19 protein-coding genes are annotated in these 19,858 nt (G+C 27.4%); 13 read left to right on the top strand and 6 right to left on the bottom strand.

Features of this window, described 5'->3' with window-relative positions; genetic code table 11:
• Positions 1-69: 69 nt before the first annotated feature.
• The 3 genes from flgB to Q0K52_RS11600 all read right to left on the bottom strand — a co-directional run bounded on the left by flgB (position 70) and on the right by Q0K52_RS11600 (position 3,104).
• Positions 70-498 carry a flagellar basal body rod protein FlgB gene (gene flgB / locus Q0K52_RS11590; RefSeq protein ID WP_297299576.1) on the bottom strand — a complete coding sequence of 143 codons (429 nt, stop codon included), beginning with the start codon at positions 496-498 and terminating at the stop codon, positions 70-72.
• Between the two features lie 874 nt (positions 499-1,372).
• Positions 1,373-2,440, bottom strand: a complete 1,068-nt coding sequence (locus Q0K52_RS11595; RefSeq protein WP_297299577.1) for a tetratricopeptide repeat protein — start codon at positions 2,438-2,440, stop codon at positions 1,373-1,375.
• Between the two features lie 4 nt (positions 2,441-2,444).
• A complete protein-coding gene (locus Q0K52_RS11600; protein ID WP_297299578.1) occupies positions 2,445-3,104 on the bottom strand; it encodes an HAD family phosphatase in 660 nt (219 codons plus the stop codon).
• 253 nt (positions 3,105-3,357) lie between these two features.
• Between Q0K52_RS11600 and def the strand changes: the two genes are divergently transcribed.
• The 4 genes from def to Q0K52_RS11620 all read left to right on the top strand — a co-directional run bounded on the left by def (position 3,358) and on the right by Q0K52_RS11620 (position 6,982).
• Positions 3,358-3,921: a peptide deformylase gene (def, locus tag Q0K52_RS11605; RefSeq protein ID WP_297299579.1), complete on the top strand. Its 564-nt coding sequence runs from the start codon at positions 3,358-3,360 to the stop codon at positions 3,919-3,921.
• Positions 3,922-3,927: 6 nt separating this feature from the next.
• A complete protein-coding gene (locus Q0K52_RS11610; protein ID WP_297299580.1) occupies positions 3,928-4,578 on the top strand; it encodes an HAD family hydrolase in 651 nt (216 codons plus the stop codon).
• A gap of 116 nt (positions 4,579-4,694) precedes the next feature.
• Entirely contained in the window at positions 4,695-5,939 is a 1,245-nt protein-coding gene (locus tag Q0K52_RS11615) for a M23 family metallopeptidase (protein WP_297299581.1), read from the top strand.
• A 215-nt stretch (positions 5,940-6,154) separates the two neighbouring features.
• Entirely contained in the window at positions 6,155-6,982 is an 828-nt protein-coding gene (locus Q0K52_RS11620) for a GGDEF domain-containing protein (protein WP_297299582.1), read from the top strand.
• On the opposite strand, the gene Q0K52_RS11625 is transcribed toward Q0K52_RS11620, so the two are convergent.
• Both Q0K52_RS11625 and Q0K52_RS11630 read right to left on the bottom strand, forming a co-directional pair.
• Positions 6,971-8,059 carry a class I SAM-dependent methyltransferase gene (locus tag Q0K52_RS11625; RefSeq protein WP_297299583.1) on the bottom strand — a complete coding sequence of 363 codons (1,089 nt, stop codon included), beginning with the start codon at positions 8,057-8,059 and terminating at the stop codon, positions 6,971-6,973. The two genes, Q0K52_RS11620 and Q0K52_RS11625, sit on opposite strands and share 12 nt — an antisense overlap.
• 222 nt (positions 8,060-8,281) lie before the next feature.
• Entirely contained in the window at positions 8,282-9,877 is a 1,596-nt protein-coding gene (locus Q0K52_RS11630) for a potassium/proton antiporter (protein WP_297299584.1), read from the bottom strand.
• Between the two features lie 121 nt (positions 9,878-9,998).
• Here Q0K52_RS11630 and Q0K52_RS11635 point away from each other — a divergent pair, with 121 nt between their 5' ends.
• The 5 genes from Q0K52_RS11635 (at position 9,999) to csrA (ending at position 13,469) form a co-directional block, all read left to right on the top strand.
• Positions 9,999-10,289: an SAP domain-containing protein gene (locus Q0K52_RS11635; RefSeq protein WP_297299585.1), complete on the top strand. Its 291-nt coding sequence runs from the start codon at positions 9,999-10,001 to the stop codon at positions 10,287-10,289.
• Positions 10,290-10,892: 603 nt separating this feature from the next.
• Entirely contained in the window at positions 10,893-11,063 is a 171-nt protein-coding gene (locus tag Q0K52_RS11640; protein ID WP_297299586.1) for a hypothetical protein, read from the top strand.
• 352 nt (positions 11,064-11,415) lie between these two features.
• Complete coding sequence (locus tag Q0K52_RS11645; RefSeq protein ID WP_297299587.1) at positions 11,416-12,669, top strand: flagellar hook-associated protein 3; 1,254 nt, start codon at positions 11,416-11,418, stop codon at positions 12,667-12,669.
• Between the two features lie 72 nt (positions 12,670-12,741).
• Positions 12,742-13,218, top strand: a complete 477-nt coding sequence (gene fliW, locus Q0K52_RS11650) for a flagellar assembly protein FliW (RefSeq protein WP_297299588.1) — start codon at positions 12,742-12,744, stop codon at positions 13,216-13,218.
• 2 nt (positions 13,219-13,220) lie between these two features.
• Complete coding sequence (csrA, locus tag Q0K52_RS11655; protein ID WP_297299589.1) at positions 13,221-13,469, top strand: carbon storage regulator CsrA; 249 nt, start codon at positions 13,221-13,223, stop codon at positions 13,467-13,469.
• Positions 13,470-13,529: 60 nt separating this feature from the next.
• On the opposite strand, the gene Q0K52_RS11660 is transcribed toward csrA, so the two are convergent.
• Positions 13,530-14,438: a hypothetical protein gene (locus Q0K52_RS11660; RefSeq protein ID WP_297299590.1), complete on the bottom strand. Its 909-nt coding sequence runs from the start codon at positions 14,436-14,438 to the stop codon at positions 13,530-13,532.
• Between the two features lie 203 nt (positions 14,439-14,641).
• On the opposite strand from Q0K52_RS11660, the gene Q0K52_RS11665 reads away from it, so the two are divergent.
• The 4 genes from Q0K52_RS11665 (at position 14,642) to Q0K52_RS11680 (ending at position 19,430) form a co-directional block, all read left to right on the top strand.
• Entirely contained in the window at positions 14,642-15,733 is a 1,092-nt protein-coding gene (locus Q0K52_RS11665) for a cell surface protein (RefSeq protein ID WP_297299591.1), read from the top strand.
• A gap of 164 nt (positions 15,734-15,897) precedes the next feature.
• Entirely contained in the window at positions 15,898-17,046 is a 1,149-nt protein-coding gene (locus Q0K52_RS11670) for a double-cubane-cluster-containing anaerobic reductase (RefSeq protein WP_297299592.1), read from the top strand.
• A 138-nt stretch (positions 17,047-17,184) separates the two neighbouring features.
• Positions 17,185-18,333, top strand: a complete 1,149-nt coding sequence (locus tag Q0K52_RS11675; protein WP_297299593.1) for an aminotransferase class V-fold PLP-dependent enzyme — start codon at positions 17,185-17,187, stop codon at positions 18,331-18,333.
• A 23-nt stretch (positions 18,334-18,356) separates the two neighbouring features.
• The gene (locus Q0K52_RS11680; protein ID WP_297299594.1) at positions 18,357-19,430 is read left to right on the top strand and encodes an acyl-CoA dehydratase activase; all 1,074 of its coding nucleotides are present in this window, start codon (positions 18,357-18,359) and stop codon (positions 19,428-19,430) included.
• Positions 19,431-19,858 lie beyond the last annotated feature (428 nt).

Below are 19,858 nucleotides of genomic sequence, written 5' to 3' on the forward strand. Positions count from 1 at the left end.
GCTTCCAGATGTATTAATTATTGAAAATATTCCCATTTACTATTCTCCTTTAGAATTCACAATACAAAATTAAGCATTGCCTATCATTCTTCTAATTTCTCTGTATTGAGCATTAACTATTTGTGTAAACATTTGATAACGTAAAGTGTTTTTAGCTTCTTCAGCCATTTCTTTATCTATGTCTACATTGTTTTTATCATTTCTATAGCTAGTATCATAATCTACCGTAATAGTTGGAGCAACTTCTTTATAATTCATAGGCATATGAAAAGGAAAATGTCTTGAATCTGTTCTTTTAGCTTCCATACCATCGTATTTTTCGCTGTCTAAAGCTCTTGCTAATTGATATTCAAAAGTTACATCGCTTCTTTTAAAATTAGGAGTAGATACATTTGCTATATTATCCGCTATAACTTCAGCTCTAAGGCCGTAAACATTTAATAGCTTTTTAGCCACTGTCATAGTTTTAGCATAAGTTGTATCAGCAAACATACTCATATTATTTTACCTCAATAAAATAGTTGTCTTGATTATTGTCGGTTTAATAAAAAAGTGCTTTAACAAATTTTTTATATATAAGAATAAAGATAATTTTAAATTTTTGGTAAAATACTGAAACAAATATATTTTGTCAATTTTAATATTTTGGTAGATGTATTATCAACTTTTTTGTCGCACACGCTCTGCGGACTTCGTCAAAGTTGCTGCCATACCTAAAGGTACTCCCTTCGGTCGCAGCACGCAGAGCGAAAAACGCAAGTACTACAACCTTATATTATTACAATATGTCTTAAATTCATAGTAATACCTAAAATTTATTTTAAAAATGCAGTCTTTCTCGAAGCGTATCCGAGCCTGTCGAGGGTATAAGCTTCTTTGTGGCACGCCAAAGGCACTCCATTCGGTAGCAAAAGAAGTGGGGTTTGGGGCAAAGCCACAAATATAAAACCAAAACATAAATTTATTTTTGACAAAGTATATTTGTTTAGGTATATACTGAAAATTTTTAAGTTTGTCAACCGATGCACTTTATATAAATTTTATCTACTTTTTTGCAGCACAAAAAAGTAGCAAAAAACGCAATTGCTATAACTTTATATTAAAAACATGCCTATTAAATATAGGATATAGCCTAAAAATGCAGTCTTTCGCGAAGCGTATCCGAGCCTGTCGAGGATATAGGTTCTTTGTGCCAATACTTACAGTACTTCCTTCAGTCGCAAAAGAACTGGGGGTGTGGGGGCAAAGCCACCACAAGCAATAAAATTGAAAAAACTAAAATTGACAAACTTAAAAATTCTTACTATATACTAATTTATCAATCAAATATTTAAAAATGTATAATAATTAGATTAAATTTTATCTTATATTTTTATTTAAAATACAAACTATTCATAACATCTTTAGCAAATGATATTAAATTACTGCTTATTGTTACAGTTGAAGAAATTGTAAGTATTATAGATTCATTACCTTTACCTACTACAGCTATAGCATTAAAGAAATCATTTTTATTTATTTTTGAAGTAAATATGAACTCTGCAAATAAATCATTATATTCTTCTCTTTGTTTTATGGATATAGGAGTAATTATAGCATACAACTCACCTCTCCTCTCTTTAAATCCGTCAAAAAGCTCTTTTATAGCCTTATCATCATACTTTTCATTACTGTAGCTTATTATAATTGATATTCTATTATCAGGACTTTCTATTTTTAATACTGAACCATCTATGGAAGCATTGAAATTTTCCGGTACAAGTAAATGAAATTTATCTGGATTAGCTTGAATAGGTACGAATTTATCAATATCAAATTTGGCATTATCCCTTAAATATTTCATATTGTTCATTCTGTTTATTATATTAGAATCATTTTTATTTATAGTTAATGCCCTATCCAAAATATCTATTGCATTATCATATTTATACATAGCTCTGTATGCTACGGACATATTAATCATTGATAAAACATCATCATTATCTATTGATATAGCTTTTTTATATTTTTCTATAGCATCATTATACTTGCCTTCAATAGAAAGTATAATACCATATTGTCCGTAAACACTTGAGTTCACATCTCCAAGAGATATTAATTTTTCTATAACCTTTTTAGCTTCATCGTATTCATAAGTGCTTATTAATGCCTCAATCTTATTCTCAAGTAAATCCTTGTCATTTTCTATAAAATTAAGAGCATTATTCATCAAATCAATAACAGATTTATAGTCATTTTCCTCGTAATATATATCAGCTAAAACTAAATAACCATATTTATATTTATTATCTTTTTTTATTAATTCTAAAGCCAGTTTTTTAGCATAAGAGATATTATTTATATCTATAAAATTATTAATCTTCTCTACAATAATATCATTGCTTTCTTTTATAATATCAAGAATTTCATCATTTGATGTATTAATAACTTCATTAACCATATTATTATCTCCAATTAACTATGATAAAACCTTTATCTTTATTATTCAAAGCATGTGATTTTAATCTTTTATCCGGATTAACACATACCTTAATGTCGGCAAAATCAAAAAGAGGTAAATCACTTATAGAATCACTGTAAGCTCTGTTTTTATCACTATGCTTTGGAAAGAAACTTTCAGTATACAATCTATATCTCTTAGCTGAACCATAACAATTCCTTCCGTACATATATCCAGTATACTTTCCCCTAAAAGTCCATAACTCTGTACCCATACATCTGTCAAAACCTAAATTTTTTGCTATATATTTTGCATATATCTCAAAACTAGCTGTAATTAAAACCAGTGTATATCCTTCTTTTTTTAGTCTTTTTATTTCTTCTAAGGCATCTTGATAATAAAGTGTTGGTACTACAGTATCTGCAAATTCCTTGCCTATTTTATCACCGAATTCTATATCTATATTTTTGAATATATGAGCTATTCTATACTTTACGCTTTCATTATTTATTATTTTCAAACAGAATAAAAGGAAATAAGGTATCAAAGCTATATAATAAATTATACTGCTTGGATTCTTTTTTAAATAGAATTTCATAAATGGAACTATAGAATCTTTACTTAAAATCGTTTTATCCAAATCAAAATATGCTACTCTCATCATGAAGTTTATTCTACAACAAAAAAATCATTTGTCAAAGGAATTTACTAAATTTAAGCCCAATTAATAAAAAAAATTATGTAAACTTGATATAAAAAATGTCTTGACTATAAATAAAAAATTTAATATTATATAAAAAATAAAAATTTATTATAATGTGATTAATAATTTTTATTTTTTTGATAAAAGCAATTAAATAAGATAAAAAATTAATTAATAATAAATATTATTAATTTCTATAAATTTAGGAGAAAACATGCTTAGAGAGTTAGTTATATACGGAGATGAAAGACTGCAGCAGGTATCAGAAAAAATAGAAAAAGTTGATGAAGAAATACTTACTTTAATAGATGATATGTTTGAAACTATGTACAAAGAAAGAGGTGTAGGACTTGCTGCTGTACAAATTGGTGTGTTAAAAAGATTAATAGTTGTATCAGTACCAGATTTTGATGATGAAACAAAGCCTGATTTTAAATTGGCTTTAATAAATCCAGAAATCGTATGGCATGGAGAAGAAAAAGAAGTATTAGAAGAAGGCTGTTTATCATTCCCAGAAATAAGAGATGATGTAGCAAGATACAAGCAAATAAAAGTACAGTATATGGATAAAGAAGGAAATGAGCAGATATTAGAAGCAGAAGACTATGTAGCAAAAGTTCTTCAGCATGAAATAGACCATACAAACGGAATATCTTTCATAGACAGACTTGAATCATATCAAAAAAGAAGATTAAAAAGAGAATTAAAAGAGCTAAGAAACAATACTACACGCGGAATAAAAAAAGCACAAAACAGAGAAAAATTACAGAATAGTTAAATTATAATGATTAAGAACATAATATTTGATTTAGATGGAACTTTAGTAGATTCAATATATGATATTCATAATTGTGTAAATACTACTTTAAAGCATTTCAGCCTAGAAACTATAACAATGGAAGATGCACATAAATTTGTCGGAAATGGTGCTAGGCTTTTAATAAAACGTGCTGTTAATAAATATAGTAATAATGAAAATATAGAAGAAGAAGCATATAACTTTTATATGAAATGTTATGAGGAACATTGCGTTGATAATACCAAACTTTATGATGGTGTTTATGATACATTGGAATCCCTATACAAACAAAATAAAACCATGTTTATTATAAGCAACAAGCCAAATAAGATGGTAAAAAAGACCGCTGATAAATTAAATATATTAAAATATTTTAAAGCTGTTATAGGAGATGGTGTTTATCCATACAGGAAACCGGATGCAAATATTTGGCATAGTTTAAAAAAAGACTATAATCTTATAGAAGATGAGACAGTTATGGTTGGCGATGGTGTTCCAGACTATGAATTTGCCATAAATTCAAAAATAAAATGTTTTATTGTTTTGTACGGAATAACCGATAAAAATATACTTTTAAATTTAAAAAACAATTATTATCTAAATTCATTTAAAGAAATTTCCGAACATGTACAATGAAAACTAAATTTTAAAAAAAAGAAATTATATACTTGACAATACTAAAAAATATTTTATATTAGTATGAATTATTTATTAGTAAATCAACAGTTTGGTATTAATTTAACAGTAACAATATGAAAAATAACAAATTTAAGTACACCAAAATCCGCAAAGAGACTGGCATGTTTTCATATTTAGAAGATATGCTAGGCAAAATCAAATCAAAATTTAACAATGACAGCACTGCTACCAGAATCAGAACCACTTATGTTCATTCTACAAGGTATGCCAGCGAAAAAAAGAATAATGTATTTGTAGGTCTTATTAAGAAATTTTCAATCACAGTTCTTTCATTATCTCTATTTATGTTCCTAGCAAATTTCTTAATAATGAATATGCGTCAAACTTCTAATGCTGCAATACTTCCAAATGATAAAATGCCTACAAATATAGCATACAATAAAATATTAGATGAAATGTCGCCGGAACAATTGTCTAGCAATCCGGAAAATAGTTTATCAGAAGTTCCTACTGTAACATCTGCAGTAACTTTAGAAAATGCAACTGATATTTTCTACAATACTATAACAGCAGATAATACATTAGTTGGCGATGGTACAATAGGAATGAAATATGATGAGTATATAATAGAAGAAGGCGACAACTTAACTGTTATTTCAAGAAAAATAGGTGCTAATTTAGATACTATAGTTAGCGTTAATAAGATAACAAATGCCAATAGATTAAGACCTGGACAAAAAATCATAGTTCCTAACCGTAATGGTTTATTATATACTATGAAAAAAGGCGAAACTATAGAAGAAGTTACAGAAAGATATGATGTAGCTTTAAATAGAGTTCTTAGCTTCAATAAAATAACAGATACTAATGCTATAGCTGCTGGAGATGATATATTCTTACCTGGTGCTAAATATACTTTAGATGAAAGAATAGATAAATTCGGACAGATGTTCAGTATTCCTACAACTATCACTAGAATAAGCAGTGTATTCGGATACAGAGTTCACCCTATTACAGGTGTTAGAACTAAACACATGGGTGTTGATATACCTGGAAGACTTAATACTCCTGTATATGCTGCTAGAAAAGGTAAAGTTATATTCGCAGGTTACAGCGGCGGTTATGGTAATTTAGTTATAGTAAGACATGATAAAGGCTACACAACTTATTATGGACACTTAAACTCTATAACTACAAAAGCTGGTGCTAATGTTGGTGTTGGTGTAATGATAGGAAGAATGGGAAGTACAGGAAGATCTACTGGAAGCCATTTACACTTTGAGGTAAGAAGAAATGGTGTAGCATTGAATCCTGCTGATTTCATACCTATCAAGAAATATTTGAGAGGAAGAAGATAAAAATTAATAAAATAAATAAAAAGGACTCACTTTTTGTGGGTCCTTTTTTAATTCATAAAACAATATTTATAAAAAAATAATAATAATTAAATATCTAAAAAATTTTATTATTTATCAAATAAAAACTAAAAATTTGTTAGAATTTCTACAATATTTATTACTTTTTTGGAAACTACTATTTACAATTATATATTGTTTAGTATAATGTATCGACTATGAATGACATAAGAGAAATTATAGACACATTAAATGAAATACCAGATCCTTTTTCGGTAGATGGAATAATAAAGACTTTTGAAGCTAGTTCTAAAAAAGTGATAAAAAGTTTTGCCATCTATTTTTGTAAAGAAGATAGCACAGAAGCTGCTTTATGGTATGTATCAGCTAACAAAACTGTTATAAATAATAAAGAAAATAATCAACAATATCCATTATTTGCTAGAGGTAATGAATTCGGACATATAGTTATTAATAGCAATAAGGATAAAGATAAAATAGCAATATTAATAAATTATTTGTCTATAATACTTTATAGTGAAAAATTATCATTCTTAGCAAATAGAGATAAATTAACAGGGCTTTATAATAGAGGTTATATATTAAAGTACCTTCAAGAAAAAGAAGTATCTAATCAAATATATTCTATAGTAATAATAGACTTAGACAAATTCAAACATTATAATGATAGTTACGGACATAATATAGGAGACCATGTATTAAAGAATGCTTCAAGAGTTATGAAAGAGGCATTAAAAAATATACCTCATAAATCTGTATTAGGAAGATACGGCGGAGAAGAATTTTTAATTGCTTTTGATATTGATAATAAAGATATTCTTTTTGATGCTATGGAAAAAATCAGAATTTATTTAATGGAAAGTGATTTTTCTACAGAAGAATATTCATTAAAGGCAACTGCTTCTTTAGGCGGAGCTATAAAAGAAAAAAATATGACATTAAGATCCTTCATACATAAAGCAGATCAATCATTATATAATGCCAAGGAAACCGGAAGAAACAAATCTATAATATTAGATCTTTAATTTAAAATTCAACAATGAATGATATGTCTTTCCTATTCTATGATATTCATTTACAAGCTTAAATCCTTCTTCTTCTATAGTATCTACAAGTAATTTATAAGGATACATTTTACTGTTGCCGTTAGCAATAGCTGTGAAGTATAAAGATGTAGCTTGTATAGAAAATGCTGATGATATATATTTTTGTTTATCCCATAATGGTTCTAATACAAATATATCAGTATCTTGATCAGAAACTTCTTTTACCTTCCTCATTATTAATTTTATTTGTTCTATAGAAAAACAATCTAAAAATTGACTCATCCAAATAACATCGCAATTTTTTGGTAACTTATTTTCTTCTTCCAATATATTCATAGGGAAGTACTCTACCCTACTCGAAAAATTATTATCATCTATATTTTTTTTAGCTAATTTAATTTGACCTTCCAAATCTACTAATGAACATTTAATATCACTATTATATTTCAATGCTGATATAGAGAACTTTGCTGTATTAGCACCTATATCCATAATATTTTTTCTGCTTTTTTTAAAAATAATAGGTAAAGAACTCTCATAACATCCATCAGAATAATAGTTGTCAAAATCTATCCAACTTTTTCTATCGCTTTCAGGAATGGAAGATAAGCCCTTGTATATTGTTTCGTAATCGCCAAATACTTTCAATCCTTCAGGCTTTGAATTTTTCAAACTGTTATTTAAATAAAACATTCCTTTATAACATATATCATTTACAAAATTAATATTTACTCTTGTAAGATTATCATTGATAAGGAAAAAACCTATTTTACCCAAAATATATTTATAAGGATTAGAATCTTTCAAGATTTTTATTAAAGAAAGTCCTAAACTTAATTCTAGTAAAGTAGAAAGAGCATAAGATGATAAATCAACTTTTTTTAAAATATCTTCTTCTGTGATTCCAGCATCTCCTGCTTCTTCTATAATCTTTAATATATTAAAATCTATCATGCATTTTGAAACTTGAAATATAATAGGAGCAAAAGCTATTTTTTGAGCTTCAAATCTAGCGTCTATTGCTTTAATATCATCATTATAAAATTCTTTCAACATAAAATATCCAAAAGTATTTTTTTTGAGTATAATAAGAAAATATAAAAAAGTCAACAAAACAGAAATATAAAAAAAGTCACTTTTATTTAGCTTTAAAAGCTATAAAGCTAAATAAAAGTGGGAGATTATTTATGAAAAATACTATATATTATAACCATTCTTAAAGTATATGGTAAAAAATAAATAATATTTTTTCATTTTTTACAAAAATTATTACTAAAATTATATTTCTCTTAAAAGCACCACATCTTTATCTTTAATCATAGTATTGCCTCTAGGAATTACAGTACCGCCTTCTCTCTTTATCATTACTATCAAATTATTATTAGGTAAATGTAAATCCTTTAATTCTTTATCTCTCCAAGGGTGATGAACATTAATATGTATCTCTCTAAGACTTATATCATAATATTTAGTCTTTTTAGCATTCAATATAACAACATCTCCTTGTTCAATAATAGTTTTTCCATTAGGAATAATAGTTGTCTCGCCTCTTTCTATAGTTACAATTATAGAATCCTCTGGAAGTTCTATTTCCATTATAGGTCTTCCTACCCAATGATGATGAGGCGGTATTGTAATTTGTATAAGCTCCATATCAGAATCATCTACATAGTCGTTGAATGTTTTAAGTACATTTTCATCTGAGTCAACTAAATCTAATTTTTTAGCTACAAAAGGAAGCAATGTACCTTGGAAGGATACTGATATTATAGCTAGAAAAAACACAATGTGGAATATATCATAACTTATATTGTTGTTATTGACTATTACAAATATAGCAAATACTATTGATGCTGCCCCTCTAAATCCGGCAATCATAACTAATAATTGTTTTTTTAATGCCACTTTAAATGGTGTAAGCAATGAAAATACTGCTATAGGTCTTGCTACAAATGTTATAAAAAGTGCTACATAAATAGCTGTAGGAGCAACATTGAATATTCTTGATGGGAAAGACAAAAGTCCTAACAAAAAGAATAATACCATTTGCATAAGTCCTGTAACACCGTCAAAGAAATGCACTAAAGTAACTTTATTTTTAATTCTAGTATTTCCTAAAACTATACCAACTAAATAAACGCTTAAATATCCATTACCGCCAATTACAGCAGAAAGAGAATAAGAAAGCAATGCTACAGCAAGTACAAATATAGTATCAAGTCCATTAACAGGGAATTTAAATCTTCTAAGAACATTATAAGCCATAAATGATACTGCAGCAGCTACAATCAAAGCAAAAACAATTTGAGCAAATACCATATATATAATAGCAAAAGGACTTGTTAAAGTATGCCCTAAAAGCCCTAAAAATATAACGGTAAGCATATATGACATAGGGTCGTTACTTCCACTTTCAAGCTCTAATAATGAAGCCAAACCGTCTTTAAGGTTCAAATTTCTGGAACGCAATATTGAGAATACTGAAGCAGCATCTGTTGATCCTATAACAGAGCCTATTAAAAAGCTTTCAAACAATTCAAATTTAAGAACAAAATAACATAAAGCACCTGTTACCATAGAAGTAATAAAAGTACCTATAAATGACAAAAGAAAAGCTTTACCGGCAACAGGTTTTGCTGCCTTCCAATTTGTTCCAAATCCGCCGTAAAACATAATAAATATCAATGTTATAGTACATAACTGTTCAGCAACTTTATAATCATCAAACTGTATCTTCAAAAGTCCGTCTGTACCAAATATTATTCCCAAAAACAAAAAAAGCAAAAGAGAAGGTACTCCTACTTTAGTTGAAATTTTACTGACAATTATACAAAGAATAATTATTATAGATGATAATAATATTGAAAAATTCATGAAAATATAAATCCTATTAAAATAAAACTACTATATTATATATACTATTTTAAAAAAGTACATATAAAATAACAAAAAAATTTAATTGTAAAAAACTCCAAAATATTATAGCATTTTATATATGAGACCTAATTTTGAAGATATAAAAACCTACAAAGAATTTAATAAATACTATTGGTATCATAATGAGTTAAAATCTATATGCAAACAATTAAATATTAATCATATATGCAATAAAAAAGAATTAAATAAAAATATAGAAGAATATTTCAATGGAAATTTGATACCCAAAAAGAAAATAAGAAACATTAAAAAAATAAAATATACAAATATTAATTTAGATTCAAAATTATTAGAATGCAGTTTTGCTTTTAATAATAAATTCAGAGAATTATTTTCTAAATATACATAAAAAAATATACTTTGTCAAAATAAATTTATGTTTTGGTTTTATATTTGGGGCTTTGCCCCAAACCCCACTTCTTTTGTTGCCACAAAGAAGCAAAAAGGCTACATTTCGACTTAAATTTAGTAATTTATCTTACATGTAAAACATAATTAGTATGATTTAATACTAATTTTATATTTGCACTTTTTGGTTCTTTTTACGGCGGGAAAAAGAACAACAAAAAATTGACAAAGTTAAAAATTTTTAGTATATACCCAAAATTTTTAAGTTTGTCAATTGATGCACTTTATATAAATGTTATCTACTTTTTTGCCGCACACGCTCTGCGGACTTCTCAAAGTAGCAAAAAACGCAATTGCTAGAACCTTATATTAAAAACATGCCTATTAAATATAGGGTATAACCTATAAAAATGCAGTTCTTCACGAAGCGTATCCGAGCTTGTTGAGGATATTGGTTCTTTTATACCAATACATAAAGGTACCTACTCGGTAAAAGAACTGGGATTCGGGGCAAGGCCCTGAAAATATTTTAAATTAAAAAAATTATTTTTGACAAAATATAATTGTTTAGGTATATACAAATCAAGATAAATTCAATGCTGATATGGCAGCAGTTTGGAAAAAAGTAAAAGAAAACAATGATGCTAATTTCACTATAAAAGATATGATTGATGTTTACTATAAAAAAAATAATTATGCAAAATATGATAATACTTCATGTCAATGGAATAAATTCTTAAAAGATTTCTGCGATGATGATAGAAATAAAATTTAAAAAAATAAATTAAAAGCAGCTTCTATACTTTGGAATATAGTAAAAAATTCTGATAAAGAAAAAATATACTCTTATAATCTAGTAGAAAATAATTATGATAAATTAAAATAATATTTAAATGATTGATTAGTTATCATAATACAATAATATAATTTTTAATAATAATATGTAATCATAATATTTTTTATAATTATAGTTTCCGATAATAAAGAAGAATTTTTTATGATTTTTAATAATTATTAATAATAGATAAAGAATATATATCATAAAAAAATAATAAAAGAATTTTTAATTATTACGAGAATAGAAACGATATATAATCACTTCTATATAAAAACAGGAGATACAAATTATGAGAGTTACTGAACAAGCCCAATTCAATAGAACAGTTAGTACAATAAAAAGAAACTATAATGAGATGGAAGCTTCTCAAACTAGATTATCTACTGGTCAAAGGGTACAGTACCCTCACCAGAACGTTACTTCAACTATAAATTCTATCTACTACAGAACTAGAATGTCTTCAGTTGATAGATATCAAAATAATATAGTTGATGGTAAAGAAAAATTAAGCGTAGCACATGATTCTATGTCTGGAATAACAGAAGCTTTAAACAGAGCTAGAGATTTAGCAGTACAAGGTGCAAACAGTACTTATGGTGCTGATGACAGAGCAAAAATGGCTATGGAAGTTGAAGAAATGTTAGAAAGAATATATGACATTTCAAAAACCCAAAGCAAAGGTGAATTTATATTTTCAGGTACAAGTATAAAAACTGCCCCATTCAGAGCATTCTACGGACATGATGAAAAAGCAGGACGTTCTTTAATAAAATCTGTTATATATGAAGGTGATGCTAATGCTCAAAACAGAGAAGTAGAAAATGGTCAGGTTATCAATGTTGCTACTCCAGGTAACTATGCTTTCTGGGGTACTGATATGGAAATTATTTCTACAACAGATGCTTCTACTTATATAGCTGCTGAAAATCAAGATATTATGATTGATGATATGGTTATCAATATCAAACAAGGCGATAATATTGAAGCAATAGTTCAAAGAATAAATGATGCTAATGGAAATGTAAGTGCAAGCATAGGTGATTTAAAAGGCGGAGAAAAAGTTATACAATTAAAAACTGGAACACCTCACAAAATATTATTACAAGACTTATCAGGCGGTACTGTATTACAAGATATAGGTTTAGTAAGAGTTGGTGCTCCTAATACTCCAGAAAACAACTATGAGCCTAGTGCTTTAGTTACTGGAAAAAGCGTATTTGAAACTTTAATATATTTAAGAGATGCAATGCTTAATGATGATGTAAGAGCTATAGGTTCTGAAGCTTTAGGTTATATAGACAGTGCTTTGGACAATGTTGCTACTGTACAAGCTAATGCTTCATCTAAAGTAACAAGATTAGATATGGGTTATGCTAGCTTTGAAGATCAAAAATTAGCTATTGAAGAAGCTTTGGCTAAAAATGAAAATATTGACTATTCTGAAGAAATAGTTAACTTCAATATGTGGCAATATGCTCATAATGCTTCCTTACAAACAGCTGGAAGATTATTAGGCAGAACTCTTATGGATTATTTAAGATAAATAAAAACTATTAAACATAAAAAATAAATGCTGACAATCTAAAAAATAAAAAGTATAAAAGGAAATTATTATATGCCTGAAATAGAATCTAGGATACTGGGAAAAATAGAAGTTTCAGATGACTCTCTATATCATTTAAATGGTACAATATTAGCTTTTGAAGACTATGATGAGTTCTATTTAGTTAATATGGACAAGGAAGGAACATTTAAAATCCTACAATCTAAAGACAATAAAAATGTATGCTTTATACTTATTGATCCATTTTTAGTATTCAAAAATTATGAACCAGATGTTCATGATGATGATATAAAGTATTTAGGCATAGAAAATAAAGAAGATTTATACCTTCTTACTATTGTCAGCATTCCAAATAATGATTTAAAAACTATGAGTGCTAATTTGGTAGCACCTGTAGTTTTTAATATCAAAAATCATAAAGCTAAACAATGTACTGTTTCCGGAGATAAATATACTACCAGACATTCTATTCTATTAGAAGATGGTGATAATAATTCAGAAAATAAAACAGAAGAAAGGAGTTCATAACAATGCTTGTACTTTCTAGAAAAATTAATCAAAGCATAGTAATAGGTGATAATATAGAAATAATGCTAGTTGATATAAGAGGAGATCAAATCAAACTAGGCATTAATGCACCTAAAAATGTAAAAATATTCAGAAAAGAAGTTTACGAAGAAATAGAAAGCCAAAACTTAGAAGCTTCCAAAGAGGCTACTGCTGATAAATTAAATATTTTAAGCAACTTTGTTAAAAATAAATTTGGAAGTAAAAAATAATCTTAATTATAATCTTTTTATTTTAAATCTTTTTTATTTATTCTAATTAAACTTATTAACTTAACCGCTGAATGGATTAATCAAACCGCCGTTTCTTATTAAATTAATCGGTGTAAGTATTAAATATGATATTATTACATTAAATAATGATATTATAGAAGAAAATATCAAAATCATATTATAAGTTTCAAGCAGCTTATTTATAGAAATATATACAGAATCTGGTATATCTATTTTTAAGAATATTTTTATCAAAATCAAAAATGTATTTAATATTAAAGATACAGCAAATATTACAATCATACCCTTCCAAGCATGAGATAAATCTGCTGGACTTAATTCCATATGAGAAGCTATAGATATAGATAAATATAAAAATATCCAAAATGTTATACTTTTAAATGAAGAATAAGTAATCACATTTTTTATTATATTAATGAAAATATTATATGTATAAACAAAAATATTAGAAACAGTGTAGTATAACACGGATAAAATTTCTGAATTGAACATTTGTTTATATTGAACATGAGGCATTTTGAATATATTGCTTTTTAATTCAGGAGCCAATAATATAAATAGTAAATAAACTATTAATGTACCAATTATAATAGGCCCAACACCTATAAAGAAATTTCCTATTTGCTGATACCAACTCCTAGAATCATAACTATGAAGTACATACCCTATTGTGTCTGACTTTGTATTGAATAATTTAATATCATTGATTTTATGTCTGAATATTAAACAAAATAAAGCATGAGAAAGTTCATGTATAGGAGTTCCTATCCAGCCAGTAAGATATACTTCCGTTTTTGAACCTAATGTTTTAGCGAATATTCTTCTTGTTAAAGATGAAAGAACATATAGTATAAAACCAAACAGTATAATACTGCCGAATAGTCTGAATAAATCTATAATTGTTTTTGATAAAATAACAACTATAAAATAAATAAAATCTTTTATCATATAAAACTCTATATTTATCAATTTATCGGAAGAAGATAAGCTTAAATTTAATAACAAACAAATAAAACAATAATTATAAATTGCACTTGAAAAAATAAGATTTCTACTATAAACTAATACGACATTATTATATAATGTCGATTGTATTACAATATTAAATAATATCTGTTTTGCAACATATAAATACTAAACGCGGAGAAAAAATGAAAAAGTTCGTATGTCTACTATTACTATTATTCAGTTCTTTTGCATTTGCTATAGATGATATAATAGACAAAGATAACATGCATAATTTAATAGATGGAGTAACATCAACAAGATTCGGTTCTGACAGAGTAAGCACAATATACGATTTTGCTCCTATGATGAATCACAACACTCCTTTTAAATTAGGTGTTGCTATACTAGATTTATCACATATAGTTGATAATAGTTATTCAAATCAAGATGGAAAAAGAAAATTAGCATTTGTACCTAAAGGATTTGTTGGTTTAAGTTATGGAATGTTTGCTTTCGGATATCAATTTAACTTATATAATGATCTTACTGAAAAAAATGCCCCAATAGCACATAGCCATTCTTTTTCATTTGGATTTGCAAATGACAGATATAGATTATCTTTCCCTGTATCATTCTCTTTCGGAAATCAAAACTATTATGGCGGAAAAGTATCTGTAAGTACAACACCAAAATTTAGTTTCCTTTTTAGAGGCGGTTTATTAGATGAATTTACTATGTCACTTCATTATGGTATACAGCTTTCAAGCACACCAAAAGAAGTTTCAGGCAGTAAAACACCTCCTATGGTTATTGGAGGATCTTTATATGGTAATATTATGCTTACAAGATTCGATAATTTCCCTGTACAAATAAGTTTGCCTATTAAATTGGCTTATTATTATGGTATAGGAGCTAGATGGGCAACTATAGATGCAGGATATGCTTCTGATGCTTTAAATAACTATTACTATAGTGATGCTGAACAAACAGAAAGAGCAACTGACAGTATGAGATTCTATGTATTACTTCCTGCCAAATTTGAAGCTAAATTAGGTGCTTTATATACTTATATAATGCCTAGACTTATGTTTGAAGGAAATATATATAAAACAGACGGAGAATACAATTTACATTATGGTATTGAAGGAGAGCTTCAGGTTACACTTATTGAAAATCTTACATTTGGTTTGACTGCCTATGCTGAAGGACAAGGCATAATGAAGAAAAGTGCTGATTTCAATATAAACAATGCATTTGCTGGCGGAATAGATGTTTGGGGAATTTGGAGATATTAAAAAATATGATAACAAATTTCGCAAAATCTAAAATAATAGCAGCTATATCATATTTATCTATAAAATATACTAGACATAATTAATATACCTTTTCTATAGTCTATAGAATTCAAATTAATATCATTTTTAATTTAATTTTATTTAATATATAAAGGAATAATAGTATGTCTAATAATAATTTACCGGAAATTTTTGAAACATTTAATGATGCACGCAAAAAAGGCTTTATTACAATGAAAGAAGAAAAAGATAAAGGAAGAAATGTAGTAGGCACTTTTTGTACATATACACCAAAAGAAGTAATATATGCAGCTGATGCTATAGCAGTATCATTATGCTCTACAAATGATGAAACTATACCAGAAGCTGAAAAATATTTACCTAAAAATTTATGCCCATTAATAAAATCAAGCTATGGTTTTGCTATTACTGATAAATGTCCATATATGTATTTTTCTGATATTATAGTTGGAGAAACTACATGCGACGGAAAGAAAAAGATGTATGAACTTTTGGGTGAAATAAAAGATACTCATGTAATGCAGCTTCCTCATTCAAGAAATGAATTCTCTATAGCACTTTGGCAAAATGAAATAAAAGAACTTATAAAAAGATTAGAAAAAAAGTTTAATGTAACAATTACAGAAGAAAAATTAAAAGAATCTATAAAATTATGCAATGAAGAAAGAAAAATAATAAAAGAGTTTTTTAATTTAGGAAAATTGATACCATCTCCTATTAAAGGAAGTGATATGCATGAAGCTTTGCAGGCATCTAATTATAAATTTGACAGAAAACTCTATATGGAAGAAATAAAAAAATTAGTAGATACTCTTAAAGAAAAACATGAAAAAGGAGAATCTCCATTTACTAAAAATACACCTAGAATATTAATAACAGGCTGCCCTACCGGAGGACTTGTAGATAAAATTATAAAACAATTAGAAGAAGTTGGATCAAGTGTTGTTTGTTTTGAAAGCTGTGTTGGAACTAAAAGTTTTGAAATGCTTGTAGATGAAAGTAAAGATCCAATAGAAGCTATAGCAGAAAGATATTTGAATATACCTTGTTCTGTTATGAGTCCTAATGACGAAAGAATGGATATAATAAAACAATATATAGATGAATACCAAATTGACGGTGTTGTAGATGTTACTTTAAGTGCTTGTCATACTTATGCTGTAGAAAGTGAAAAAGTAAGACGTACTGTAGAAGGATGCGGAAAATCATATTTACAAATAGAAACTAATTATTCTAACAGCGACAGCGGACAGCTTAGAACAAGATTAGAAGCATTTGTTGAAATGTTATAATTTCAATTTTGATATAAATAAAAATTGTAAGCCTATAATCAATTTATTATAAAGCTTGCAATTTTTATTAATTTATTATTAAACATTCTATAAAAACAAAGAACAAACAAAAGTTAGTAATAATTGGGATTATATTGTATGATATATTTTGATAATGCCGCCACTACATTAAAAAAACCTGATACTGTTGCTAAATCAGTTTTCGAAGCTATAAATAGTTTTGCCAATGCTTCTAGAGGCTCTTATGAATCGTCTTTAAATAGTGAAAGAATTATACTAGAAACTAGAGAGAGAATAGTCAAACTTTTTAATGGATACAGCCCGAATTATGTTGCCTTCACAAGTAATTCTACAGAGGCATTAAATACAGCTATTAAAGGAATAATAAATAATTATCAGGATACACATATCATAACAACTTCATTAGAGCATAATAGTGTTTTAAGACCTCTTTATGAAATGGAAGAACTTGGAGCAGAAATTACAATAATAAAAGCAAATATTAATGGTGAAATTGACTATGATGAAATAGAAAAAAATATAAAATCAAAAACAAAAGCTATTATTTGTACACATGCTTCCAATGTTACAGGAGATATTTTAGATATAGACTTTATTGGTAATTTATGTGCAAAACATAATATACTATTTATATTGGATGCTTCACAAAGTGCCGGAAGTATTGATATAGACATGAAAAAAAGTAATATAGATATTATTTGTTTTACTGGTCATAAAGGTTTAATGGGACCTCAAGGAACAGGCGGTTTATGTATAAAAAAAGGAATAGAAATTAAACCATTAAAAACAGGCGGTTCAGGAATAAAAACATATTCAAAAACTCAGCCGGAAAATATGCCTACAAGACTTGAAGCTGGTACTTTAAATGGGCATTCCATGGCTGGCCTTAATGCTGCTTTAAAATTTATAGAAAAAGAAGGCATAGAAAATATTAGAAAACATGAAAAAGAATTAGCAAATTATTTCTATAACGGCATTAAAAATATAGATAATATAAAATTTTACGGTAATTATGATACAGATAATAGAACTTCAATAGTAGCTTTAAATATAGGCGATATTGATTCCGGAAAAATTTCTGATATACTTGCAAATGAATTTGATATAGCAACAAGATCCGGCGGTCATTGTGCTCCGCTTATGCATACATCTCTTGGTACTGTAAAACAGGGAATAGTAAGATTTAGTTTCTCTTATTTTAATACAATAGATGAAATAGAAATAGGAATTAATGCTATAAAAGATATAAGTAAGCGTTTTTTATAAAATAATTATTAAAGGAAATAAAAATGTATTATATTGGTATAGATATAGGATCCACTGCTTCCAAAGTGGCTGTTTATGATTCAGAAAAAAATGACTTTATAGAATTATTTATGATTCCAACAGGCTGGTCTGGAGTTGAAGCTGCTTCAAAGATATTAGAAATGCTTAAAGAAAAAAATATAGATAAAGAAAATTCATATTTTATAGGTACTGGTTACGGCAGAGTATCAATAGAATACGCTAATAAAACAGTAACAGAAATAACTTGTCATGCTAAAGGAGCAAATTATCTATTTAATAATTTAGACGGAACATTGATTGATATAGGCGGACAGGATACAAAAATAATAAGCATAAGAAACGGCAAAGTTGACAATTTTATTATGAATGATAAATGTTCTGCTGGTACTGGAAGATTTATAGAATTAATGGCTAACTCTTTAGGCTGTTCTATACCTACCCTCCTTGATGAAGCTTCAAAATGCAATAATACAGATGTTGTTATAAGCTCTATGTGTACAGTTTTTGCCGAAACAGAAGTTATAAGTCTTAAAGCAAGCGGAAAGCAAAAAGATGAAATTGCTTATGCTATAGTAAATTCCGTTGCAAATAAAGTTGCCTCTCTTTGCGGAAAATTTAAAGACAATACATACTTTCTTACAGGCGGATTATGCGTATTTGATTATTTAATAAAAACATTAGAAAAAACTTTAGGCGGTAAAGTTATTACTAACAGCAAAGGTCAGTATGCAGGTGCTATAGGTGCTGCTATTATAGGTTTTGAAAAAAATTCATCTTATAAAAATAATATAAAATCTGAAACTTCAAACATATCCTCAAAACAAGAAGAAGATAAAGAAAAAAGATTAATAATAACTTTTAATACTACAACTGATGTTATGAGAGCAGAAAAAATTTTTAAAGATATTATGCTAAAAAACAATGAAGCTCTAGGAAAAATAATATCAATACCAAGTGAAATATCAGCAGGCTGCGGTATGTCTTGGGAAAGTGAAATATTTTTTAAAGATAAATTGATAGAAGCATTAAAATCAAATGATATAGAATATGATAATTTCTATGAGATAAATAAATAAATTTTATGATTTATTTATATTTTATTTGTATAATTTAGTTAAACAATATTTTATATAAATAAATTTGTATATACCTAAACAATTATATTTTGTCAAAAATAAATTTATATTTTTGTTTTTATATCTGGGGCTTTGCCCACCGCTCTGCGTGCTTACGCAACACCCCACTTCTTTTGCGACTGAAAGGAGTGCCTGCGACCATAGGAAGTCCTTTAGGGTGGTATTGCCACAAAGAAGCTATATCCTCGACAGGCTCGGATACGCTTCGCGAAAGGCTATATTTGGGCTTTAATTTAATAAATCATATTACATATAAGACAATTTTAGTATGATTTAGTACTAATTTTTTACACTTGCACTTTTTGGTTCTTTGACGCTGTCCGCCTGTGGCGTGCGGCGGGAAAAAGAACAACAAAAAATTGACAAAG

The organism is uncultured Brachyspira sp. (assembly GCF_944390845.1).
Lineage (GTDB): Bacteria > Spirochaetota > Brachyspiria > Brachyspirales > Brachyspiraceae > Brachyspira > Brachyspira pulli.